The 21530-nt window shown below is 71.6% G+C and carries 21 protein-coding genes; 6 read left to right on the forward strand and 15 right to left on the reverse strand.

Annotated features, from left to right (window positions below; translation table 11 throughout):
- Window positions 1-3: 3 nt before the first annotated feature.
- A complete protein-coding gene (locus HDA43_RS18010) occupies window positions 4-882 on the forward strand; it encodes an alpha/beta hydrolase (protein WP_179822289.1) in 879 nt (292 codons plus the stop codon).
- 80 nt (window positions 883-962) lie between these two features.
- Here the strand turns inward: HDA43_RS18010 and HDA43_RS18015 are convergent, their stop codons facing one another.
- Window positions 963-2273 (reverse strand): MFS transporter, encoded by a 1311-nt coding sequence (locus HDA43_RS18015; RefSeq protein WP_179822292.1) that lies wholly within the window; start codon window positions 2271-2273, stop codon window positions 963-965.
- Window positions 2274-2425: 152 nt separating this feature from the next.
- Here HDA43_RS18015 and HDA43_RS18020 point away from each other — a divergent pair, with 152 nt between their 5' ends.
- The 3 genes from HDA43_RS18020 to HDA43_RS18030 are packed head-to-tail and all read left to right on the forward strand — an operon-like array spanning window position 2426 to window position 4732.
- Window positions 2426-3343, forward strand: coding sequence for a DUF6772 family protein (locus HDA43_RS18020; RefSeq protein WP_179822294.1), 918 nt, complete (start codon window positions 2426-2428; stop codon window positions 3341-3343).
- Window positions 3343-3678 (forward strand): hypothetical protein, encoded by a 336-nt coding sequence (locus HDA43_RS18025; RefSeq protein ID WP_218911765.1) that lies wholly within the window; start codon window positions 3343-3345, stop codon window positions 3676-3678. The genes HDA43_RS18020 and HDA43_RS18025 overlap by 1 nt, the downstream gene beginning before the upstream one ends.
- 16 nt (window positions 3679-3694) lie before the next feature.
- The gene (locus tag HDA43_RS18030; protein WP_179822297.1) at window positions 3695-4732 is read left to right on the forward strand and encodes a LacI family DNA-binding transcriptional regulator; all 1038 of its coding nucleotides are present in this window, start codon (window positions 3695-3697) and stop codon (window positions 4730-4732) included.
- Between the two features lie 135 nt (window positions 4733-4867).
- On the opposite strand, the gene HDA43_RS18035 is transcribed toward HDA43_RS18030, so the two are convergent.
- The 4 genes from HDA43_RS18035 to HDA43_RS18050 all read right to left on the reverse strand — a co-directional run bounded on the left by HDA43_RS18035 (window position 4868) and on the right by HDA43_RS18050 (window position 10186).
- Window positions 4868-5020 (reverse strand): hypothetical protein, encoded by a 153-nt coding sequence (locus HDA43_RS18035; protein ID WP_179822299.1) that lies wholly within the window; start codon window positions 5018-5020, stop codon window positions 4868-4870.
- Between the two features lies 1 nt (window position 5021).
- On the reverse strand, window positions 5022-8237 hold the full coding sequence (locus tag HDA43_RS18040; RefSeq protein WP_179822301.1) for a DUF7824 domain-containing protein: 3216 nt from the start codon (window positions 8235-8237) through the stop codon (window positions 5022-5024).
- Entirely contained in the window at window positions 8234-9562 is a 1329-nt protein-coding gene (locus HDA43_RS18045; protein ID WP_179822304.1) for an SWIM zinc finger family protein, read from the reverse strand. Before HDA43_RS18045 ends, HDA43_RS18040 begins: the two co-directional genes overlap by 4 nt.
- A 258-nt stretch (window positions 9563-9820) precedes the next feature.
- Window positions 9821-10186 (reverse strand): DUF5997 family protein, encoded by a 366-nt coding sequence (locus HDA43_RS18050; protein WP_179822306.1) that lies wholly within the window; start codon window positions 10184-10186, stop codon window positions 9821-9823.
- A 54-nt stretch (window positions 10187-10240) separates the two neighbouring features.
- On the opposite strand from HDA43_RS18050, the gene HDA43_RS18055 reads away from it, so the two are divergent.
- Complete coding sequence (locus HDA43_RS18055; RefSeq protein WP_312873360.1) at window positions 10241-10954, forward strand: LysR family substrate-binding domain-containing protein; 714 nt, start codon at window positions 10241-10243, stop codon at window positions 10952-10954.
- Between the two features lie 94 nt (window positions 10955-11048).
- Here HDA43_RS18055 and HDA43_RS18060 read toward each other — a convergent pair whose 3' ends face one another.
- From HDA43_RS18060 to HDA43_RS18105, 10 genes are all read right to left on the reverse strand, one after another.
- Window positions 11049-11735, reverse strand: coding sequence for a hypothetical protein (locus HDA43_RS18060; protein ID WP_179822308.1), 687 nt, complete (start codon window positions 11733-11735; stop codon window positions 11049-11051).
- 128 nt (window positions 11736-11863) lie between these two features.
- Window positions 11864-12055, reverse strand: coding sequence for a hypothetical protein (locus tag HDA43_RS18065; protein WP_179822311.1), 192 nt, complete (start codon window positions 12053-12055; stop codon window positions 11864-11866).
- A 52-nt stretch (window positions 12056-12107) separates the two neighbouring features.
- A complete protein-coding gene (locus HDA43_RS18070) occupies window positions 12108-13019 on the reverse strand; it encodes a D-alanyl-D-alanine carboxypeptidase family protein (RefSeq protein WP_179822313.1) in 912 nt (303 codons plus the stop codon).
- 81 nt (window positions 13020-13100) lie between these two features.
- Window positions 13101-14369, reverse strand: a complete 1269-nt coding sequence (locus HDA43_RS18075) for a sensor histidine kinase (RefSeq protein WP_179822316.1) — start codon at window positions 14367-14369, stop codon at window positions 13101-13103.
- On the reverse strand, window positions 14366-15064 hold the full coding sequence (cseB, locus tag HDA43_RS18080) for a two-component system response regulator CseB (RefSeq protein ID WP_179822319.1): 699 nt from the start codon (window positions 15062-15064) through the stop codon (window positions 14366-14368). The genes HDA43_RS18075 and cseB overlap by 4 nt, the downstream gene beginning before the upstream one ends.
- Before the next feature lie 15 nt (window positions 15065-15079).
- A complete protein-coding gene (locus HDA43_RS18085; protein ID WP_179822321.1) occupies window positions 15080-16255 on the reverse strand; it encodes an ABC transporter permease in 1176 nt (391 codons plus the stop codon).
- Between the two features lie 2 nt (window positions 16256-16257).
- Window positions 16258-16932, reverse strand: coding sequence for an ABC transporter ATP-binding protein (locus HDA43_RS18090; RefSeq protein ID WP_179822324.1), 675 nt, complete (start codon window positions 16930-16932; stop codon window positions 16258-16260).
- Entirely contained in the window at window positions 16925-18655 is a 1731-nt protein-coding gene (locus HDA43_RS18095) for a peptidoglycan-binding protein (RefSeq protein WP_218911766.1), read from the reverse strand. The genes HDA43_RS18090 and HDA43_RS18095 overlap by 8 nt, the downstream gene beginning before the upstream one ends.
- Window positions 18655-19440, reverse strand: a complete 786-nt coding sequence (locus HDA43_RS18100) for a hypothetical protein (RefSeq protein ID WP_179822327.1) — start codon at window positions 19438-19440, stop codon at window positions 18655-18657. The genes HDA43_RS18095 and HDA43_RS18100 overlap by 1 nt, the downstream gene beginning before the upstream one ends.
- Before the next feature lie 446 nt (window positions 19441-19886).
- The gene (locus tag HDA43_RS18105; RefSeq protein ID WP_179822330.1) at window positions 19887-20351 is read right to left on the reverse strand and encodes a MarR family winged helix-turn-helix transcriptional regulator; all 465 of its coding nucleotides are present in this window, start codon (window positions 20349-20351) and stop codon (window positions 19887-19889) included.
- A 30-nt stretch (window positions 20352-20381) separates the two neighbouring features.
- On the opposite strand from HDA43_RS18105, the gene HDA43_RS18110 reads away from it, so the two are divergent.
- The gene (locus HDA43_RS18110; RefSeq protein ID WP_218911767.1) at window positions 20382-21488 is read left to right on the forward strand and encodes a bifunctional NAD(P)H-dependent oxidoreductase/GNAT family N-acetyltransferase; all 1107 of its coding nucleotides are present in this window, start codon (window positions 20382-20384) and stop codon (window positions 21486-21488) included.
- Window positions 21489-21530 lie beyond the last annotated feature (42 nt).

Raw genomic sequence — 21530 nt, forward strand, 5'->3', positions numbered from 1 at the left:
GGCATGCAGAACGTGAACATCTGGAGTGAAGAGTTCGGCGCCGAGACCGACGCGCCGATCCTGCTGATCATGGGTTCGATGTCGCAGGGCGTCCTGTGGCCGGACGAGTTCGTCGGCCGCCTGACCGCCGGAGGCCGCCGGGTGATCCGGTACGACCACCGCGACACCGGCATGTCCGGCACCGTCGACTTCGAGGCGGAGCCGTACACGTGGGACGACATCAAGGACGACGTCTACCGCGTGATGGACGCCCACGGCCTGGAGAGCGCGCACCTGGTCTGCCACTCGGCGGGCGGGCTGCTCGGCCAGCTCATCGCCGTGGAGCGGCCGGAGCGGGTGCGCTCGCTGACCGTCATCGCCTCCTCGCCGCTCGGCGGCGGCGAGGGCGAGGTGCTCGTGCGGGCCCTGACGGGGCAGCCGCAGTCCGAGGACGCCCTGCCGGAGCCGACGCCGGAGTTCGTGGCCTTCTACCGCGCGCTGATGGCCGCCCCGCCGCCGCAGGACCGGCGCGCGGTGATCGACGGAATGATCGCCGAGCAGCGCGTGCTGCACGGCACCGGCCTGCCGTTCGACGAGGACGCGGCGCGCCGGCTGCAGGAGCGGATCCACGAGCGGGCCCGCGACCTGTCGGCGGTGGCCAACCACCGGCTGGCCGCCATGGCCAAGCCCGACTTCGAGCCGGTGGGCGTGCTGCACCGGGTGAAGGCGCCCACACTGGTCATCGAGGGCAGCCACGAGCCGGTCAAGCCGGGCCACGGCGCGGTCATCGCCGAGCGGATCCCGGGGGCGCGGCTCATGATCGTGGAGGGCATGGGGCACACGCTGCCGCCGGAGGCGCACGAGGAGCTGGCCGCCGCCATCCTCGCGCACACGGCAGGGTGACGATCACCCGGCGGGCGGAACACGATCCGCGAGGAGCCTCGCCGGTACGGCACGCCCGCGCCTCCGGGCCGGCGAGCGGGCTATACGATCGCGCCGCCGCTGCGCGCCGTCACCGGTGAGGGCTCCCGCAGGTGGGCGGGTTCGCTGATGAACCGGGTGCCGACCGCCGAGAGCAGGCACAGCAGGGCGGACACCGCCACGATGGGCCAGGTCTGGCCACCGGACCAGCCGTCGAGCCAGGCGGCCACGAAGGGGATGCAGCCGCCGACGACGGCGCCGGCGATCTCCCGGGTGAAGGTGACGCCGGTGTAGCGGTACCGGACGTCGAACAGCTCCGACATCATCGTGGCCTGCGAGGCGAGCGTCAGGTCGTTGCAGAGCGTGAAGATCATCACGAAGGCGGCCCAGATCACGACGGGCGTGCCGGTGTCGAGCATGAAGAAGAAGGGGTAGAACAGCACCGCCGCCGCGACCGATCCGGCGACCATCACCGGTCGCCGCCCGAACCGGTCGCACAGCCAGCCCGCGGTCGGCACGGTGACGATCTTGACGAAGTTGGCGATCACCACGCCGGTCAGGCCGATCCACGACTCGGCGTGCACATGCGTGGTCAGGTAGGTCAGGGCGTAGACGGACGGCAGGTAGCTGATCACGTTCGGCGCGACGCTGATGAGCATGCCGGGAATGATCTTGTGGCGGGAGGAGGCGAACAACGCCCGCAGCGGCGCCTGCACGCTGCCGCCGCTGTCCCGCGCCTCACGGAACTCGGGGCTGTCGGAGACCTTCAGTCGCACGATCACGCCGGCCACGCCCACCAGGACGCTGAGCAGGAATGGGATGCGCCAGCCGTAGGCGATGAACGCGTCGTGCGACATGACCGAGGAGACGAGGAAGAAGACGCCCGTCGCGACCAGCGAGCCGATCGCGTTGCCGAGGGTCGGCGTGCTGGCGTTCAGCCCGCGCGCCCGGGTCTCGGAGTGCTCGGCGGACATCAGCATGGCCCCCGCGTACTCGCCGCCCGCGCCGAGCCCCTGCACCACGCGCAGTGCCACGAGCATGATCGGCGCGGCCGGGCCGACGGCGGCGTAGGAGGGCAGCAGGCCGATCAGCGTGGAGGCCACCGCCATCAGAAGCAGGGTGACGAACAGCATCGTGCGGCGGCCGATGCGGTCGCCGAGGACGCCGATGATGATGCCGCCGACGGGCCGGGCGAAGAACCCGACGGCGAAGGTGCCGAGTGATGACAAGGTCGCCGCCACCGGGTCGCCGGCGGGGAAGAACACGAGTGGCAGCACCAGCGCGGCGGCGGTGCCGTACAGCGAGAAGTCGTACCACTCGAGCGCGGTGCCGACGGTGGAAGCGATCGTGGCCCGGCTGAGCCGCAGTGTCATCGTTGACTCCCTCATCACAGCTTGTCGATTGCGCCTCTGCATTCGAACCATTAACGTTAATGTGGCCGCAACATTACGAGTGGCCTGCTCCGCAGGTCAAGGGTTTCGGCTACTGAGCTGTTCACATGAGCGTTAATGAGAGAGGGCCGCACATGGGACCCACAGCGCCGGTCATCGACGCCGGCCTGTCGAAGTACGATCCGCTCGGCCGGATCCTGTGCTTCGACCGGTTCGACTCGACCACCCACGGCTGGACCGAGCTGATCGGCAACTACAACGGCCGGGGTGATCTCAGTACGGTCGACGAGCACATGCGCGACTTCCGGCCGCCGCAGCTCTCCTCCTGCTCCTTCTTCGATGTCGGCACGCACGGCACGCTCAGTGGGAACTACGCGCTGAAGCTCGCCACCCGCGCCCGCCGGGGGCACACGGCCACCGGCATCCGCCGGCTCACCATGGCGGGCCGGGGCCTGGTGCGCATCGAGGCGTACTTCGCGTTCAAGGCCGAGGCGACCGTCGGCCGCGAACTGCCCGCCAGCGTCGCCTGGGACGGCAACCGGCACCCGTCGGAGGCGCAGTTCGGCGCGTTCACCGTGGCCACCGACATCTGCGCGGACAACGGCGTGCGCTACCACAACGTGATCCGCTACCAGAACACGAACCTCGCCGGCGAGATGACCCAGCAGTGGATGTACCCGGTGGTGCCCGAGCCGACGCCGCGCGACCACCAGGAGGGCAAGTTCGCCCTGCCGTACGCGGCCGACTTCACCGCGCCCGACCCGGACGACTGGCGGTACTTCGACAAGCCGCTGGAGCTGTGCGTCAACGAGGTGCCCACCAAGATCAACTGGCACTACCTGCGCTGGGACATCGACACCCGCACGCGGTCGAACGTGGAGCTCCGGCTCAACGACCGGGTCATGGACATGAGGGACGTCCCGGTGCCGGTCTACCCCGACCGCTACAGCACCCTGGACAACCTGCTCAACTTCTACTTCTCCGTCCGGACTCACGCCGACATCCGCAACTTCCTCTTCCTCGACTCCGTGCTCATCTCGGTGGATTGGTGATGACGATGCGATCGACCATGACCGCGGTGCTGGAGCGCGCCGCACTGGTGAACGACGAACTCGCCACCGAGCCGTACGAGCTACCGTGGGCACAGGAGGCGCGCTTCTTCGTCCAGGCGCACGAGCTGACCGGGACGCTGGAGCTGACCACGGAGATCTCGCCGGACGGCCTGACCTGGTGCCCGGCCGACGTGCCGCAGGTTCGCGTCGAGACGCCCGGGATGACGAGCTGGCTGGTCACCGGCTTCGGCCAGTGGCTGAGGGTACGCTGCCGGGTTTCCGGCGACGAGACTCCGGCTGCCAGACTTCGCATCTACTTGGTCGGCAAGAGCTGAGCCGGAGGATGACGGGATGGCACGTTCGCAACGGGTGACGCTACGCGATGTGGCCGACCGGCTGGGCCTGTCGGCGAACACCGTGTCCCGGGCGCTGACCGGCAAGGACCAGGTCAGCGAGAGCACCAGGGCCCTGATCGTCGCCGAGGCCAAGCGGCTCGGGTACGTCCCGAACAGTCACGCCCGTTCGCTGGTGTCCGGCCGGACCATGGTCGTCGGCCTGGTCATCACCAACCCGTCGAACCCGTTCTACGCCGCGCTGATCTCCGCGGTCGAACGGCAGTGCCGCGCGGCCGGCTACTCTGTGCTGCTCCTCGTGACCGAGGACTCCGACGAGAACGAGGAGCGCGCGGTCCAGCAGCTCCTGCGGTTCGGCGTGGACGGCGTGCTGGGCGTCGCCACCCAGTCCAGGAGCGACGTGTGGGACGGGCTGAGCGAGGCGAACATCCCGGTGGTGCAGATCAGCCGCGACATCCCCGGCCGCGGGCTGGACTTCGTCGGCATCGACGTGGAGTCGGCCATCGCCGACGCGGTGGTCCGGGTGGCCCGTCCCGGCGTCCGGCGGATCTGGCTGCTGGAGGAGGACCTCCGCGTCAGCACGGTCGCCGCCAGGATCGCGGGTTTCCGGCGCGCGCTCGACGAACTGGGCGTCGCCCACGAGCAATCACTCGTGCTGAAGGTGCCCACCCGCCGTACGAGCGGCGCCAGCCTGCCCTGGCGTCCCGACGACGCGTACGCCCTGGCCGCCAACCTGATCACCCCGGACAACCACCCGGACCTGATGATCACCGCGAACGACTACTTCGCGCTGGGCGTCTACCGGGCCGTCCGGGAGTGCGGCCTGGCCGTACCCGAAGACGTGCGCGTACTCGGATACGGTGACCACCCGTTCGCCGCGTACCTCCAGCCGGCCCTGACCACGATCCGGCTGCCGGCCGATGAGGCGGGCACGGCCGCGGTCGACCTGCTGCTGCGCCGGATCGCCGACCCGGACCGCCCCCGGACCAGCACCCGGCTCCCCGCCGAACTGATCGAACGCCGGTCGACGGGGTGAGCGGATCCACGCCGGACCGCGTGGATCCGCTCACCACCGGCGCGGAGATCCACGATCGCCTGCCCGATCAGCCTGTCCTGACCACGGGAAGCACGGGGGCCGGCCTCCCGACGGCCGGAGCCCGGGCCGTGTCCGTCACCCCCGAGCAGGCGGCCCGGGTTCACCCGAGCCGCCGGCGACGGCGGTCCGCCCGACGCCGGCGAACCCGGGCGACCGCGACGCCGGACCCTCGGCGTCGCGGTCGAGCACGAGATCCCCGATCGCGGTACGGACATCGTCAGAGGTCATGTCATGATGCGGCCCCGGTGAGCTGGGTGTGGAGGCGCCTGCACTCGTGGACGAAGCGGATCGTCCGGCGGCTGCGCGCGAACTCGGCGACGACCGGGATCTCCCCGCGCGCGCCGACCCAGCGGGCCACGTCGGCGGCGAAGGCGACGAGTTCGGCATGGATCACGGTGATGCGCCGCCCCTCGCCCGGCAGCATCCCGGGCAGCAGAGCGCGCAGGATGCGCCATACCTCGTGGTGGCCGCCGGCGTCGGCCAGCTCGGTCAGGGCCGCGATGGCGGGGCGGGTCTCCCACCAGGTGCGGCGCAGCACCAGCGCGAGCTGGCGGCCTATCGCCTCGGCGGGCAGCTCGCCCCTGGCGGCCACGCCCAGGAACAGCGGGATGATGCCGGGCACACTGCCGGCCAGGAGATAAGCGAGGATCACCGCCGCGGACTCGCCCATCGGGCCCTGGGCGATCTCCAGACCGGTGATCTCTGTGGACGACACCCACGTGCCCCAGTAGTAGCCGCCCAGTAGGAAGGGCAGGAAGTTGACGGCCACGACCTCGCGATGCGAGGGCAGCATGGCGGGCCACGCCCGGAGCGTGTTGCCGGACTCGTCGACCGTCCAGTCGAACGGCTGACGCAGCAGCACCTCGTCGATCAGCCGATGGCCGGTCGGGGCCGTCACCCGCACCACCGGCTGCAGCCTGACCTCGGTGAAGTGCTCCGGTTCGCCGTCGCCGAACTCGACCATGGAAGCGTCCACCATGTGGCGCCACACGTGGCCGCACTCGGGGTCGGCCATGCCGTCACCGGCGAGCCAGCGGGCGGCCGAGCGTGCCGCCTCCGAGTCGACCTTGGCGGCCCGGTCGGCCGCGGCCTGGTGGCTGCCCCGGGGCAACCGCAGCAGCGCCTGCGCCAGGTCGGCCGGGGGCGGCTCCACCCCGGCGGCGGCGCAGGTCTCCAGTCGGTCGACCAGCACGTCGGGGTCGAGGTGGCCGCTCATCCAGGTCGGCGTGGCCAGCAGCACGGGCGGCAGGGCGCCGTTTCGGAGGGCTTCGGCGAGTTCCGCGTAGCGGTGCAGCAGGAAGTCATGGAGCGGGGAGACGCCGTTCGGGTGGGGCAGGTGGTTGCGCCGCCGCCACTCGTCGTGCTCGGACAACTCCTCGGGCATGAAGGAACGCAGCCGGGGCGGGACGAAGACGACGGTCACCTCCGCGAGCGGCTCGCCGGGGCCCGGCGGGGGCACCCGCCGCCCCGCCCGCATCGCCGCGATCCGGGCGGGGTCCACCCCGAGCTCGGCCATGCGCTCGTAGGCGAGGTCGAGGATGGAGGACGGCATCGCCTCCACGGAGTCGTCGTACAGGACACCGGGCCTCGTCCGCACCGGACGGAGGCGATCCGGCGGTCCGCCGTCGTAGTTCTCCGCGTCCGCGTCCTCGTCGGCGCCGGAATGCCCCGGTTGCTCGACGTCGGTGAGCGAGCCGTACAGGTGGATCCGGCCCCCGGCGAAGGGGATCCGCTGGTCGCCCTCGTGGGCCACCGCCCCGTCCGGGCCGTCGTCGCTGTTCCAGGTGATGAAGAAGGCGCGCAGCGGGGCGTCGTCGTCGAGATAGCGGCCGGGCCGGTAGAAGCCGCCCACCATGATCCGCCGGGGTCCCGGCTCCGGGTCGGGCTCCCCGCCACGGGGGAGGACGCGTACTCCCACGGAGTGGTTCGCGCTGTCCCAGAACCTCTCCGGTTCGATCGGCGGCGGCTCCGGCACGCTCCCGGGAGTGACGAGCTCGGCGGACAGTGCCGACTGCCAGTCGTCGGGGTCGACGCGCACCTCCCTGGTCCGCCAGTGGCCCCGGTTCCGCTCGACGTGGGGCTTGAGCTTGCGGCGCAGTTTCGCCCGGTCGTCGGCGATCCCGGCGACGAAGGCCGCCAGCCAGCGCTCCTGGCCGACCCAGCGCTCGCGGTGGTCAGGGAAGATCGACGGCTCGGGGAACCGCCGCGCCTCCGGCACCTCGGGCAGCGGCGGGAACTCCTTCTGCTCCAGCAGTTCATCGACCGGGGTCTCCCCGCCGAACCGCTCGGCCAGCTTCGCGCCCAGGTCGGCGGGGAGGTGGCGGACGCCGTCGAGGATCGCCCCGGTGTGGTCGGCGAACAGGTCGGCGTATTTCAAGGTCAGCTCGGTCGCGCGGTTGCGCACGTCGAAGGACTTGTGCGCGTACGCCGTGGTCAGCGCGGTCACGAAATCGGCGGCCGTCTCGGGCGTGGCCCGGATCGCCTGGTCGAGCCAGCGCAGGCCGGTGGCGGCGAGCTTGGCCTCGTCCCGGAAGGTGAGCGCGTCGACCGCCTCGACCAGGTCGGCGTGGTCGAGCGGCATCGCCCCGCGCACCTGCCCGGCGGCCAGCTCGGCGACCGTGCCCGGAGCCGACGGCAACAACCGCAGGTAGTCGCGCAGGCGGGGCGCGGACTCCGCGGGCGTGGGGTCGAGGAGTGTGTGCAGCCGGACGAAGAACCGCAGGTCCTGCGCCTCGCCGCCGCGCAGGAAACGGCTCACGCAACCGTCGAGCGCCTGCTCCCTGGGCAGCTCGCGGGCGGCGGCGGCCAGCCAGCGGGTCGGCCGGGGATCCAGCCGCTCGTCACGGAGGGCGCGGCCCGCGCCGTCGGCGTCGAAGACACGAGGCAGCAGCACGGGGGTCAGCGGGTCATCGGCCACGCTCGGCGCGGCCAGCCAGGCGGCCACCAGCGGGTCGTGGTCGGGCGGCGCGGCGCCGGACTCACGCAGCAGCGCCACGGCCAGCGGCGCGATGCGGTCGGCGGGACGGCGCACCCGCCGGGCCAGCCGGACCGCGACATCACGACGCCATTCCCGGGGGCGGGCGGCCGCCACCCGGCACACCTGGGCGACGTCGGGGTCATCGGCCCAGCGGCGGTTGACGTCGCGGCCGGCCATCCACGTCACCGCGGCCGCCGGGCCGGTGATGACGCCGACACCGGTCAGCAGCAGCGCGCCGGCCAGTTCGTCGAGCAGGTCACCGACCTCCCAGGAGGCCATCTCCTCGAAGTCGCCGGGATGACGGGCGCGCACCTGCTCGGTGCGGACACGGCGCAGCTCCTTGACGAGGCCGGGCAACCGCCCGCCCAGCTCGGCGCGCTCCTCCTCGGTGAGCGTGACCAGCCGATCGGCCAGGCGGTGGACCTGGTTGCGAGCGACCAGGTCGCGGATCTCCGTCCAGAGGGTCATCGGGAGACCTCCACGGCGGCGCGGGCGACGATCCGGGCGGCCAGCACGTGTTTGCACGGCCCACGGGAACCGCGATGGTCCCACCACCACTCGCAGGTGCAGGATCCGTCGGCCAGCGAGACCCGGCGCGCGCCGCCCGAGGTGTGGACGGTGGCCGACTCGCCTTCGAGGCGCACGGCGCCCGCGTCGACGAGCTTGCGCGCCTTGGCCAGCCGCGGGTTGAGCAGGATCACGTTGTCCTTGACATAGGGCAGCTCACGGTGGAAGTGGGCGGCCTCCGCCAGGTCGTAGCCGACCCGGCCGGCGACGCCGAGCTGCGTCAGCGCGGCCCGCACCCGGTCGGCGGGCATGCCCGCGCGGTCGGCCAGCAGGCCGATCTCGACCTCGGGCTCGAAGTTGAGCAGCATGCCCACCACGTCGGCGTCGTTCTCGGCCTCGTCGGTGGCCAGGTCGTCGAGCACCGCGCCCTCGCCGGAGAAGCCGCGCCAGCGCTCGGGCGAGAGGGTGAGCGTGTAGCGCATGCCCGGCAGCTCCAGCTCCCAGGCGCTGGAGGCGGCGTCGGCCGGGCCGTACAGCCGGAGGGACTTCGCGAAGCGCAGCAGCGGCAGGAGGGTGCCGAGCCGGTTGGGGCCGTCGAGCTGGACCGAGCCCGGAACCTGGCGGTCGAAGACCTTCAGCTCCCGCCCCGCCTGCGCCACCCACACCGTGCCCTTCCTGGGCAGCCCGCGCAGGAACCGTACCGCCGCCATTCCGGTCAGCTCACCGCGCTGGTCCATGCCCGAGGCGATGACCTGCACCTCGGCGAAGCCGCGTAGCCAGCGCTCGGGCAGCGGCACCTTCTTCTCCACCACCGCGCCGTCCATCGTGGTCACGACCAGCTCGTCGAGGCCCACTCCCAGGTGCAACGGGTCACGCGCGCCGATGCGCGCCAGCGCCTCCCGGAGCGGCGCGTTCACGTCGACGTTGGTGGTGCCCCGGTCGAACACCTCGCCGTCGAGCGCGCCGCTCAGCAGATCAAGCCGGGCGTACACGCCGCCGCAGGCCGAGAACGACTCGAACCGCAGCCGGTCTCCGTTGCACGTCACCACCGGGTCGCGCACCCAGCCGGGCCGCGCCTGCGGCTGGTGGTAGCGGGCCAGCGCCACATCGGCGACGCCGAGCAGGGCCGCCGCGGCGGGGGCCGCCTGGGTCACCACGCCGCTGAAGAACCGGGGGGCCACGGCCGGGCCGGACAGGGCCCGGCCGCCGGAGGTCGCCAATCCGAGACGGCCGTCGACGAGGGAGGAGGGCGCGGCGTACGTGTACGCCTGCGTCGCTGAAGTCATGGCCGGGACGTTAGATCGACGCACCGACAAATCGGCGCCGTCTTCCGCGCATGCCCTGTGTGGGTTTGAGATGTTCCACAACGAACACCGGCCACACCGGACTCAGCCGCTCATGCGCAGGGCCACGCCGGAAAGACTCGACGGCCGACCCGAACGGCGACGGACCGGATCACGCGCAGGGCCGCGCCGGAAAGACTCGGTGGCAGGCCCGAACGGCGACGGACCGAACCGGGCCGGAACGCCGCGTCCAGCGGCCGGCTAGCGCTGCTTGAGGCGCTGCGCCTCCTTGCGCACCTCGGCCTGAACCGACCGCTCACGCTGCAGCCACTCGGGGTTCTCCGCCTTGATGGCGTCGATCTCGGCGGTGGTGAGCGGCCCGGTGATGCCGCCCCTGGCCAGGCCCGAGTTGGAGACGCCCAGCTTCACGGCGACGACCTGCCTGGGGTGCGGCCCGTTGCGCCGCAGATCGGCCAGCCACGCCGGCGGATCGGCCTGCAGCGCGTTCAGCTCATCCCGGGAGACGACTCCCTCCTGGAACTCGGCGGGAGTGGCCGAGAGGAGCACACCCAGCTTCTTGGCCGCGGTCGCGGGCTTCATCGTCTGAGTGGTCTTGAGCTTGGTCATGATGTCAAGGGTATGGCGTGAAGCCGCTTCCCCTGACACCGGTACCGTGAGGAGGTGACTGACAGGGAGTTCCGGCTGGCTTACGTGCCCGGGGTGACGCCCGCCAAATGGGCGGGCGTCTGGGCCGAGCGTGTGCCCGATGTGCCACTCACCCTGGTCCCCGTCGCCGCCGCCGAGGCGGTGAGGTCCCTGCGCGACGGCGGCGCCGACGCCGGGCTCGTGCGGCTGCCCGTGGACCGCGAGGGGCTCAGTGTGATTCCTCTCTATGTCGAGACCACCGTGGTCGTGGTGCCGAAGGATCACCTGGTGACCGCGGCCGACGAGGTGACCGTCGCCGATCTCGCCGACGAAGAGGTGCTCCATCCGATGGACGACACCCTTGAGTGGACGGTCCTGCCCGGGTTGCCGGCTTTCACGCGCCCGGACACGACGGCGGAGGCGATCGAGCTGGTGGCGGCGGGGGCCGGGGTGCTGCTGGTCCCGCAGTCGCTGGCGCGCCTGTACCACCGCAAAGATCTGACCTACCGGCCGGTCGTGGAGGCGCCGCAGTCGCAGATCGCGCTCGCCTGGCCCACGGAGGCGACGACCGAGCTGGTGGAGGACTTCATCGGCATCGTCCGCGGGCGTACGGTGAACAGCTCGCGGGGCCGTACCCCCGAGCCTGCCCCGGGGAAGACACGAAAGCAGCCGCGGAGTCCCGCTCCGGACCGGTCGGGCCGCCGGGGCGCGCAAACCGGCCGGGGCAGGAAAGGCCACCGTCCCCGCTGAGCCGTGTACCGCATCAAAAGTGAGCCGCACCTCCGGGACGGGTCGTCGGTGGCGTCCGTGAAGCTCGGCACGAGTGCGACGATCGGCCGCGTGGTCAGGGCATGCGGACGTTCGGCAGCGGCAGATAGGGGCGGAAGTGGTCGGCCACGATGTCCGCCACGGCCTCCGCGTCGTCGAGTCCGTCGACCTCAAGGACCCGTATGCCCAGGCGACGAGCGGAGCGGGCGGCCTCGTCGGCGACGAGGCGGTCTCGGGCGAGTCGGTTGCGCCGGGCTCGATCAGGGTCGCTGACCGCGTGATCGACGGCGGCGGCACGGGGCAGTTCGCGGAGCTGACGCTCACGGAACTCCTCGGTCGGCACCATCACGATCATTCGACGGGGTGAGTCGATGATGGGGGCGACCAGTTCGGGACGCAGTCCCCAGCCTTCGGCGATGATGGGCCGCCCCGATACCAGGCCGCGCAGGTCGTCCAAAGCCCACTCGAACCGCGTGGGGAAACCGGCCAGGGTCTCGTCGGCCATCTCCTGAGGGCTGGTGTTCACCCAGACGCTGTCCGGGTCGGGGTCCGCGGTGGGCTCGCCAAGCCGTACCCGGTGTGCGATCCGACGGTCATTGTGCGCACGCGCGTCGTGATGGTCGTAGTGGTACGCGGTCAGCCCGTATCGGGTGGCCAGCAGCCTGGCGACGGTGGATTTGCCGGCCCATTGGCCGCCTCCGATCCACAGGGCGCCGTGCAGGGTGCCGAACGGATCCCAGACCTCACCACCTGTGGCGTTCATGGTCACAGCCTGACAGCCGTACAGGCCGAAGAAACAGTCTTGTTCCGCCTGCCCGGCCGGAAGATGATCGTAGAGAAGGGAGGCGGCCCCGGCCGTCCCCTTGAGCGGACGTCCGCGCGCCGACCCGGTTACGACCTCGACCGGCGCGTACGGATGAACGTCACCAGGAACAGCACCTGGATGCCGCTCTCGACCAGGTCGGCGATGACGTCGCGCACGCTGTCGTCGTCCACGCCGGGACGGGTCTTCGCGAAGTCGGCGCAGATCTCGTCGACGGTCCGGGTGCCGTCCATCAGGGCCACGATCGTGGTGATTTTCACCTTCTAGTGGCGCGACAGGCGCGGCCGGTGCCGGTGGGCGGGACGGGTCGTCTCAGCGGGTCGAGGACCAGGCGGGGCCGGGCTCTGACGCGAGAGCCGCTTGCCTGAGCAGCCACTGCTCGACCGCCGCGCTCATCCTCCCGCCCGCATCCAGCGCCGCCTCCTTGGCGGCGACCGGGTTGGTGCCCGCCGCCTGGCCGAGGATGACCCCGAGCACCAGGCGGCCCCGAACGCGGGAGGCCCACATCAGGTTGCCTCCCGCGGCGGTGCCGGAGCCGGTCTTGATGCCGATGACGTCGTGCCTGTTCAGCAGCGTGTTGGTGTTGGGCAGCTTTCTCGCGTCGCCGGGGACGGCGGTGTCCGCCTGCGCCACCACCTCGCGGAAGACCGGGTCGCGCATCGCCTCCCTGGCCAGCTTGAGCTGGTCGGCCGCGACGCTGACGGTGCTGTCCTCGCTGCCGCTGGCACCCGTGTACCTGGTGTCGGACATGCCCAGACGGCGGGCGGTGGCGTTCATCCGCTCGACGAAGCGCTCCTGCGAACCTGAGTCCCAGCGGGCCAGGAGGCGGGCCACGTTGTTCCCCGACACCACCATCATCAACTCCAGCATGCGGCGCAGCCGTATCCGCTGGCCCTCCCTGACCGGGACGGTGGACTCCTGCGGCACGTAGGACTCGTCGGCGGCCGTGCGATCCACCCTGATCAGCGGGCCGTCGTCGCCCGGCCGGAGCGGGTGACGGCGCAGGATCACGTAGGCGGTCATGACCTTCGTCACGCTGGCGATGGGCACCGGGTTCGGTTCGCCGCTGACGCCCAGGCCGCCCATGCCCTCCACCTCGACCGCCGCCTGGCCCTCGGACGGCCACGGCAGGGGCATACCGGGAACGGCGCCGGAGACGGGCGGCACCGTTCCGCAGCCGAACAGGGCGCTCGCCAGCAGGAGGAACACCAAAGAACGTCGCATATCGGACACGATGGGCTGCCCACGTGTCCGTCCGGCCGTGGCCGTGTCTCCACCCGCGCTTGGCTGAGTATCACCCGCGTATCAGCCCGACGGCTGACGGGGGAGGCGGAGGACGGCGACGGCGCCGTCGGGGGCGTTGGCCAGGGTCAGATCGGCGCCTATGACATGGGCCTGCCCCAGCGCGATCGTCAGCCCGAGGCCGTGACCGCGGCCGCGTTCGGCGGCACCCGTGCGGAAGCGTTTCGGGCCGTCGGCAAGGAGCTCCGGAGGGAAGCCCGATCCCCGGTCGCGGACCTCGATCACGTGGTCCCGGACCGTGATCTCCACCGGGGGCGCACCGTGGCGGTGGGCGTTGAGCACGAGGTTGGCGAGGATCCGGTCCAGGCGACGCGGGTCCGTCTCGGCCACCGGATTCCCCGAAGCCAGTACCCGCACCTCGACCCCCACCCGGGCCGCGGACTCCTCGGCCAACTCGGCCAGCGGCACCCGTACCCGCTCGGCGACCTCGGCGCCCGCGTCAAGCCTGGAGACCTCCAGCAGGTCCTCCACCAGCGAGCGCAGCACCCGCACCTGGCCGCGTACCAGATCGGTCGTCTCGCCCTCCTCCAGCAGTTCGACCACGGCGACCAGGCCCATCAGCGGGGTGCGCAGGTCATGGGCGACATCGGCGGTGAACCGCTGCTCGGCCAGCAGCCGGTGCTGCAGGCTCGCCGCCATGGAGTCCACGGCGGCGGAGATGTCGGCGATCTCGTCACGCCCGCCCCGGCGCGCCAGGCTGCCGCCCCGGCGCGGGGGAGCCGGGGCGACGCGGGCGTCCAGGTCGCCGTTCGCGATCCTGCGGGCGGTGCGGGCGACCCGCCGCAACCGCCGGTTGGCCGGCTCGGCCAGGCACACCGAGATCGGCACCACCACGGCGAGCGCGGTCAGCGCGGCCCGGACCATGGCTCGGTCGAGGGCACGCAGCCGGATCATGTCGGATCCCACCTCCATCCTGGAGGTGGCCACGAGTCCCCCGTTCACCCATTGCGCCGCCCACATCCACGGCTGGTCGGGCTTCCGGTCGTCGTACCAGGTGGCGGGCGACTCCACGGCCAGCCGTTCGCGCAGGGGCGAGGGCAGTTCATCCGGTCTCTTGATCGATTCGGTCCACGGGGCAGGCTCCTCGGGGGGAGTGCCCGCGCGGTACTCCTTGGCGACCATCGCGGCCCACACCAGCGCCCGCTCTTCACCCTGCCGCATCGTGCGCTCAAGCGTCGTGCGGTGGACCAGGACCCCGACCACGGCCGCGACCGCGCAGCAGGCCAGTGTGATCAGCGCCGCCACCTTCCACCGCAGCGAGCCCACCGTCATGACGTGCGCAACTTGTAGCCGAACCCGCGCACCGTCTCGATCCGGTCCGCGCCGATCTTCTTGCGCAGCCGCTGCACGCAGAGGTCGACGACGCGGCTGTCGCCGTCCCAGCCGTAGTCCCAGACGGTGCGCAGCAGTGTGGCACGCTCCAGCACGATGCCGGGGTGGGCGGCGAACTCCAGCAGCAGCCGCAGCTCGGTCGGGGTCAGCTCGACGCGTTGCCCGGCCCGCCGTACCTCCAGCGCGCCGGTGTCGATGCTCAGCTCGCCGAAGTCCAGTACGGCGAACGCGACGGCCTGCCCCGCCGTGGGTTCGGCGGGCACCGGCCGGGCGAAGGCGGCCCTGCGCAGCAGTGACCGGATCCTGGCCACCAGCACCGACAGGTCGACCGGTTTGACCACGTAGTCGTCGGCGCCACCCTCCAGTCCTGCGACGACGTCCAGTCCGTCACCGCGGGCCGACATCATGAGGATCGGCACCTGACTGGTTTCCCGGATCCTGCGGCACAGGCTGATGCCGTCCAGGCCGGGCAGCATCACATCCAGCAGCAGGAGGTCGTGGCCGCCCGCCTGGGCCGCCTCCAGGCCGCTCAGTCCGTCAGCGGCGGTGGCGGTACGGAATCCGTAGCGTTCCAGGGCCAGGCTGACTGACGCGCGAATCACCGCGTCGTCTTCGACGAGCAGCAGGGATGTCATGAAAAAGCACCATATCTACCGAAGTGCGTTGACAGGTTCCATGCGAGCGGCACGCAGGGCCGGGTACAGACCCGCGAGCAGCCCGACGACGGCACCGGCGGCAGGTGCCATGACGGCCAGCCGTACGTCCAGGACCGGGGTCCACTGCTTGGCGGCGCAGACCGCGACGACCACGACGATCCCCACGGAGGCGCCGACGACGCCGCCGGTCAGCCCGGTGAGGGTGGACTCCAGCAGGAACTGCGCGGCGATGTGACGGCGGGCGGCGCCCAGGGCGCGGCGCAGGCCGATCTCGGCGATGCGCTCCATCACGGTCACCAGGGTGACATTGGCGATGCCGACCGCGCCGACGACCAGGGAGACCAGCCCGAGGATCAGGAAGAGGGCGTTGACGTCGCCCTCCACCGCATCGCGCGCTCTGGTGGGGCTGGACGGCGAGATGACCTGGAGGAGGGCCTCGTTGCCGGGGCTGAGCGCGGCCGGCGCCTGCCTGGCGATCAGTTCGGCGGCGCCGAGGCCGGTGTTGACCAGGACCCGGGTCACGGTGCCCAGGCCGTAGCGCTTGCCGACGGCCGGTGGCAGCATGACGGCGCTCGCAAGGCTCTTCTCACGTTTCAGGTCACCGAGCACACCGATGACGGTGTACGCCTGGGTGCCGATGAAGACGGCCGGAGCCCGTTCCAGCCGGGTGATGCCCAGCATGTCGGCCGCGTGCCGGCCCAGCACGACGACCCTGTCCCCGCGGGCGATGTGCCCGGCGTCGAAGTAGCGGCCCTCGACCATCCTGCCTTTGACCGCGGCCGGCAGCCCCGGGCTGCTGGCGACCACCGTGAGAGTCTGGTCGGTGACCCGGGTGGGGTCCACCACGTCGTTGGAGCGGACGCTGAGGTTGGCGCTCTGGTCCGACTCTGCGAGGGCGGCGGCGGAGACCACCCCGCGCAGTCGGGTCACCCGGCCGACGTCGGCCCAATCGACCAAGGGGAACGGGTTCTCCGGGACTTCGACCGTGACGGAGGTGGCGGTCAGCTCGTCGAAGCGGCCGACGATCTGGTTGCCCGCCGTCGCGGCGACGCCCAGGGTGACCACGAGGGTGGTGATGCCCAGCACGGTGCCCAGCGTGGTCAGCACCGAGCGCACCGGGCGGGCCAGCAGGCCCGCCATGGCCTCGTTCAGCAGGTCGCGCGGGTGCACATCTACTCCTCGGCCAAGGTGCCGTCGGTGATGCGCACCCGGCGCGCGGCGCGCTCGCTCACCTCGTTCTCGTGGGTGATGACCACGATGGTCAGGCCCTGGGCGCGCAGTTCGTCGAACAGGTCGAGCACGGCGTGGGTGTTCCTGCTGTCGAGGTTGCCGGTGGGCTCGTCGCACAGCAGCAGCGCGGGCTCGCCCATCAGGGCGCGGGCGATGGCGGCACGCTGCCGCTCGCCGCCGGACATCCTGCCGGGCAGGAACCCCACCCGGTGCGACAGCCGTACCCGCTCCAGGGCCCGCAGCGCGCGCTCGCGCCGCCCCCTGCGCGACCCCCTGCCGTAGACCTCGGCCAGCATCACGTTCTCCAGCACGCTGCGGTGGGGCAGCAGGTGGAAGGACTGGAAGACGAAGCCGATACGGCTGCCGCGCACCGTGGTCCGCGCGCTGTCCTTCAGCGTGGTGGTCTCGATGCCGTCGAGCCGGTAGCCGCCGCTGGTCGGCCGGTCGAGCAGGCCGAGCATGTTGAGCAGGGTGGACTTGCCGGACCCCGAGGGGCCGACTATGGCGACATAGTCCGATCTCTCGACTCTCAGGTCGATGGCGGAGAGCGCTCTGACGGGGGGATCGGCGGGGAACTCCTTGGTCAGGTCGTCGAGCAGGATGACCGGCTCAGGCACTGTTGATCACCACCATGTCGCCCGGCTTGAGGTCGCCGGTCACCTCCACGGCTCCGTCGGCGGACAGGCCGGTGCGTACCTCGACCTCCTTGGTCCGGTCGGGCGCGGTCTCCACCTGCACCCGGGCCCTGCCGTCCGCGGCGGTGACGACCGCCGCGGCGGGGACCACGAGCACCTCCCGGTCGGTGGCTCCGATGGTGACGCGAACCGTGACGGGCGCGCCGGCGAGCTTCTTGAGGCCCTTCATCGAGGCAGGAGTGATCGTCACCGGCACGGCGCCCTTCGCGTCGCGCCCGCCGAGGGAGGTCACCGTGCCGGGGACGATCTTTCCGGCCTCGGTTTCGATGCTCGCGTTCAGACCCGCTTTCAGCCGCTCGGCCTCAGCCGCGTCCACCGAGCCCGAGACCACGAAGGTGGAGCTGGTCACCGTGGCGATCGACCTGTCCACCAGCTCGCCCGCCTTGACGGTCGGCCTGTGCAGCCGGGCGGGCAGTCTGGGCAGGAAGACGACCTCTCCCGGCGGGACGATGGTGCCGTAGGTGCGGGAGAACTCGGCCAGCAGCGCCCGCGCCGCGGCCAGGTCACTCCGGGCGTTGGCCACCTTCAGCTTGACGGGCGAGAGCTGTCTGGCCTGTCTGAGCGCCTGCTCGGCGGTGACGACGGCCTCGCGAGCCACCCGGACGTTCTTCGTCAGCTCGGTCAGCCGCTTGGCCCGCGCGGTCTCGGCCTCTTCCAGTACGCGCTCCAGAGCCGACCTGGCGGCGGCCAGATCGGCTCCGGCGTTGGTGACCCGGAGTTCGAGCAGGCGGGTGTCGGCAGGCGGCCCGGCCGTGGCACCCGCGGTGGGCTCTGTGGTGGGCTCTGTGGTGGGGCTGGGGCCGAGGGTGGGCGCGGGGGTGGGCGTCGCGGTGGCCTGGGCGAGCTCCTGCCGAGCCGCCAGCAGCTTCTCCTCGGCCGCCCGTACGGCGCTCTCGGCGGCCTCGACCTTGGCCTCGTCCTCGGTGGTGTGGTCCTGTGCCCGCGCGCTCTTCAGCGCCTGTTCGGCCTCCCTCAGATCCTGCCGGGCGTTGGCGAGCCTGACTCTCAGTGGGAGCACATCCTTGCCCTGGTCAAGGGCCTTACGCTCGGTCGCGAGCACTTCCTGCGCGGTCCGCACGGCCCGGCGCAGGTCGTCGTGCCTCTGCCGCAGTTCCAAGGTGGGTTGCTGCGCCTCATAGCCCCTCTTGGCGTAGAAGCGGGAAACCGCGGCGATGGTCGCCTGGTCGAACACGCCGGTCTCCGGTGCGCGGTAGCCGAGCCTGCGCAGCGCCTTCTGCAACTGCCGGACATCGGCCCCCTTGGCGCCGAGGACGATGCTGCGGTGCATCGGCACCGTGCCGGAGAAGACGAACACCGGGCGTCCGTTCACCTCCATCATCACCGCGCCCTCCGCGAGGGTGCCCCGCCGGGGAGCACGGGTGGCGCGCTGAGCGGTTTCGCTGCCGCCCACCACCCCGGCCAGCGACACCGGGTACGGCGAGCCGTACTCCAGCGTGCCGCTGACCACGACGGTGGCGACCAGCTCGCGCCGCTCGACCGCGACGGTGACCAGCGACGGTTCGGGCGGCTTGCGCGCCGCCGCCTCGTCGGCCGGAGAGCGCAGCAGGGTGCCCACCCCCCAGCCGGTCCCCGCCACCAGGACCACGGCCAGCACGAGCAGCAGCTTTCCACGAGGGGTGCGCATCACTGCTCTTGGAACCCGTACTTCACCCTGGCCTCGTTGGTGAGCCGCTTTTGCAGGGGGATGAAGGCGGCGTAGAAGTCCTTGCCGCACTCCAGGTCGACCAGCGCCGACGTGATCTCCTTGGCGAGGTACGGCCTGGCCGCCTCCGCCGTGACGGTGCCCGCCTTGCCGAGCCGGTCGATCTTTTCGCCCCACACATCCATGCCGCGGACGCTCAGTGCGAGCGGCCTCGTGGAGGTCACCCGCTCACCTTTGGACTTCAGGCACTCGGCGAAGGGCGCGGCGAGCTCCAGGAGCCCGGGGTCGCCGTCGAGCTCCTTGTCGATGTTCTCGATCTCCGTGCTCATCTGGTCCTGGTAGTCGGCGACCGAGGTGACTTTCAGGCCGTTCACCTGCCGGAGGGCGGTCACCCGGCACTCGTTCAGGGTCTTGAGGTAGGAGTCCCGTTCGGCGCCGGAGAGGCCGTCGATCGTCGCCTGGTTGGCGTCCGGCGTCCGCTTCTCCGGCGGCTTCGGATAGACGATGGCGGAGAAGACGCCGAAGCCGTTCCTGCTGCGGTCCGCCTTCATCGCCGCGTAGTCGGCGGGGTTCGCATCGGACCGCTTGGGCCGGCTGACCGAGGGGGTGTAGGAGAAACCCTTCTGCTTCATGCAGGTGGCGATGACGTTCTCCCGCTCGCGGGCCTTGTCCATCGAGGCGTTCCCACCGTCGGCCACGGGGACGGCGTTCGCACCGCACCCGGTCAGCACCGCGAGACCGAGCAGACAGCGCATCAGCACACGCATGGAGTACTCCTTCACCGTGACATGGCGGAACCGCGCCGCCTCTCGCGGCGCCGTGGCCACCTTGGCGGCCGTTCTCCTCCGCTCGGTGTTGGCTGGGTATCCATACGCGCTCACCCGTGTATCCGCCAGGTATCAACACCTGTTGCCGCGATCTCCGAGGAGGCGCACGCTCACCTGTCCGGCCCCGGTGGCTGATTCGATCAGCCGGGACATCGCCATGATCCAGCGCGGTCGTGTACCACCGGGGCGGCGGGAGCCGTACCCGGTACCGGAGCGGGTGCGGGTGACCGCCCGGACCCGCGCGTGCCTGGCGGTGGTCTACGAGCTGCGCGCGGGGGCCGGCCGGGGGTTCATCCGGCGGACGGGTACGGCACGACCAGGGCCATCGGCGCGTCAGGCACGGCTGTGGCCGATCGATGGGCGGCTCGTACACCGACGTGTGGTGCTCACGCGGGTCCTTCCAGTTTGCGGGCGATGTTCTCCAGGGCGGACAGGTCCGCGGGCGAGAGCCGGTCGATGACGTGGCGGCGGACCGATTCCAGGTGGATCGGGGCGGCGTCCTCGAGCGCTTCCAGGCCGTCCTCGGTGAGGACGAGATAACAGCCCCGGCCGTCGTCCGGGTCGGGCTCGCGCCGCACGAGACCGCGGGCCTCCATGCGGCTGGCGTGCCGCGACAGGCGGCTGCGCGACCAACCCATCTTGGCGGCCTGCTCGCGCAGCGTGCTGGCGCGGCCCGGGCGCTCGGAGAGCGTGCTGAGCACCTCGTAGTCGGGGTCGGACAGGCCGATCGCGGCCAGGTCGTGCGCGGTGCGCGACTGGATCGCGATCATCATCCGGCGCAGGGCGCGCCAGGCGCGTTCTTCGTCCGCGTCGAGCCAGCGCACCGCCTCGGAGGACCACTTCTTTGACATGTAAACAAGTTACCAGCTATGTTCGTTTCCATGTCAACGAAACCTGTGCGGATCCTTGTCCTCGTGTGCAGCACCCGTCCCGGCGCCCTCGGCCCGGCGGTGGGCCGGTGGCTGATCGACGCGATCGCGCCACGGGCCGCGGAACTGGGCGTGGATCTCCTGCCGGTGACCCTTGGCGACCTCGCCCTGCCGTTCCTCGACGAGGAGGACGAGGCGGCGTCCGGCGTCTACCGGAACGAGCACACCAAGCGGTGGAGCGCGATGGTGGACGCGGCGGACGGCTTCATCGCGGTCACCCCCGAGTACAACTACGGCATGCCGGCGGCGTTCAAGAACGCCCTCGACTACCTGGGCCGGGAATGGGCGTGGAAGCCGATGGGGTTCGTCAGCTACGGCAACACCTCGGCGGGCACCCGGTCGGTCCAGCACGCCAAGCAGGTGGTGACCACGCTGCGGCTGGTGCCGCTGGGTGCCACGGTCGCCCTGCGCATCGCCGACACGGTGGACGGCGGGCGACTCCGCCCGGACGCCGGCCGTGACAAGGCCGCTGTCGGGGTCCTGGACGAACTCGTCCGCCTCGCCCACGCTCTGCGGCCGATGCGCGAGCGAACCCGCTCGGGCTCGGGGGCGGGACCGCTGCCGGGGTCGTACGTGAGAGCACTGACCCCGGACGACGCCCCAGAGGTTCTGGTGCTCCAGCGTTGCTGCTGGATGGAGGAGGCGTCGGTCAACGACACCCTGGCCATCCCCGCCCTGGAGGAGTCGCTGGAGCAGGTGCGCGCATGGCTGGCCACCTGGCAGACCACGGGCCTGTGGCGGGACGGCCGGCTCCTGGGCATGGTGCGTACGCGCCGCGTGGAGGACGACTGGCACGTGGGCCGCCTCGGCGTCGTCCCCGACCTGCGCGGCCAGGGTGTGGGGAGCTGGCTGCTGCGCGAGGCCGAAGCCGCGGCCGAAGCCGGCTGCCACCGCATCGTGCTGTCCACCGGCGCCCGGAGCCGGCGCAACCTCCGCCTTTACCGCGCCCAGGGTTACCGCACGGAGTCGTCCGACGACGCGACGGCCTTCCTCACCAAGCCCGTGTCCGCGGACGGCGCCGCCGGGGTTCCCGACGGAGAGCCGGCGGTGGCGGGATGACGGGACCGCTGCCTTCGGGCGAACCCTGACGGAGCCGCGCCC

Origin of the sequence: Streptosporangium sandarakinum (assembly GCF_013409935.1) — a bacterium.
Classification (GTDB): domain Bacteria; phylum Actinomycetota; class Actinomycetes; order Streptosporangiales; family Streptosporangiaceae; genus Streptosporangium; species Streptosporangium nondiastaticum.

Bases quoted from the DNA above. Each gene is read 5' to 3' on its own strand.
- HDA43_RS18030 (WP_179822297.1), top strand. From the start codon at position 3,695: ATGGCACGTTCGCAACGGGTGACGCTACGCGATGTGGCCGACCGGCTG.
- HDA43_RS18010 (WP_179822289.1), top strand. From the start codon at position 4: ATGCAGAACGTGAACATCTGGAGTGAAGAGTTCGGCGCCGAGACCGAC.
- HDA43_RS18110 (WP_218911767.1), top strand. From the start codon at position 20,382: ATGTCAACGAAACCTGTGCGGATCCTTGTCCTCGTGTGCAGCACCCGT.
- HDA43_RS18075 (WP_179822316.1), bottom strand. From the start codon at position 14,369: ATGACGGTGGGCTCGCTGCGGTGGAAGGTGGCGGCGCTGATCACACTG.
- HDA43_RS18045 (WP_179822304.1), bottom strand. From the start codon at position 9,562: ATGACTTCAGCGACGCAGGCGTACACGTACGCCGCGCCCTCCTCCCTC.
- HDA43_RS18050 (WP_179822306.1), bottom strand. From the start codon at position 10,186: ATGACCAAGCTCAAGACCACTCAGACGATGAAGCCCGCGACCGCGGCC.
- HDA43_RS18025 (WP_218911765.1), top strand. From the start codon at position 3,343: ATGACGATGCGATCGACCATGACCGCGGTGCTGGAGCGCGCCGCACTG.
- HDA43_RS18015 (WP_179822292.1), bottom strand. From the start codon at position 2,273: ATGACACTGCGGCTCAGCCGGGCCACGATCGCTTCCACCGTCGGCACC.
- HDA43_RS18100 (WP_179822327.1), bottom strand. From the start codon at position 19,440: ATGCGTGTGCTGATGCGCTGTCTGCTCGGTCTCGCGGTGCTGACCGGG.
- HDA43_RS18095 (WP_218911766.1), bottom strand. From the start codon at position 18,655: ATGCGCACCCCTCGTGGAAAGCTGCTGCTCGTGCTGGCCGTGGTCCTG.
- HDA43_RS18070 (WP_179822313.1), bottom strand. From the start codon at position 13,019: ATGCGACGTTCTTTGGTGTTCCTCCTGCTGGCGAGCGCCCTGTTCGGC.
- HDA43_RS18060 (WP_179822308.1), bottom strand. From the start codon at position 11,735: ATGAACGCCACAGGTGGTGAGGTCTGGGATCCGTTCGGCACCCTGCAC.
- HDA43_RS18105 (WP_179822330.1), bottom strand. From the start codon at position 20,351: ATGTCAAAGAAGTGGTCCTCCGAGGCGGTGCGCTGGCTCGACGCGGAC.
- HDA43_RS18020 (WP_179822294.1), top strand. From the start codon at position 2,426: ATGGGACCCACAGCGCCGGTCATCGACGCCGGCCTGTCGAAGTACGAT.
- HDA43_RS18040 (WP_179822301.1), bottom strand. From the start codon at position 8,237: ATGACCCTCTGGACGGAGATCCGCGACCTGGTCGCTCGCAACCAGGTC.
- cseB (WP_179822319.1), bottom strand. From the start codon at position 15,064: ATGACATCCCTGCTGCTCGTCGAAGACGACGCGGTGATTCGCGCGTCA.
- HDA43_RS18035 (WP_179822299.1), bottom strand. From the start codon at position 5,020: ATGACCTCTGACGATGTCCGTACCGCGATCGGGGATCTCGTGCTCGAC.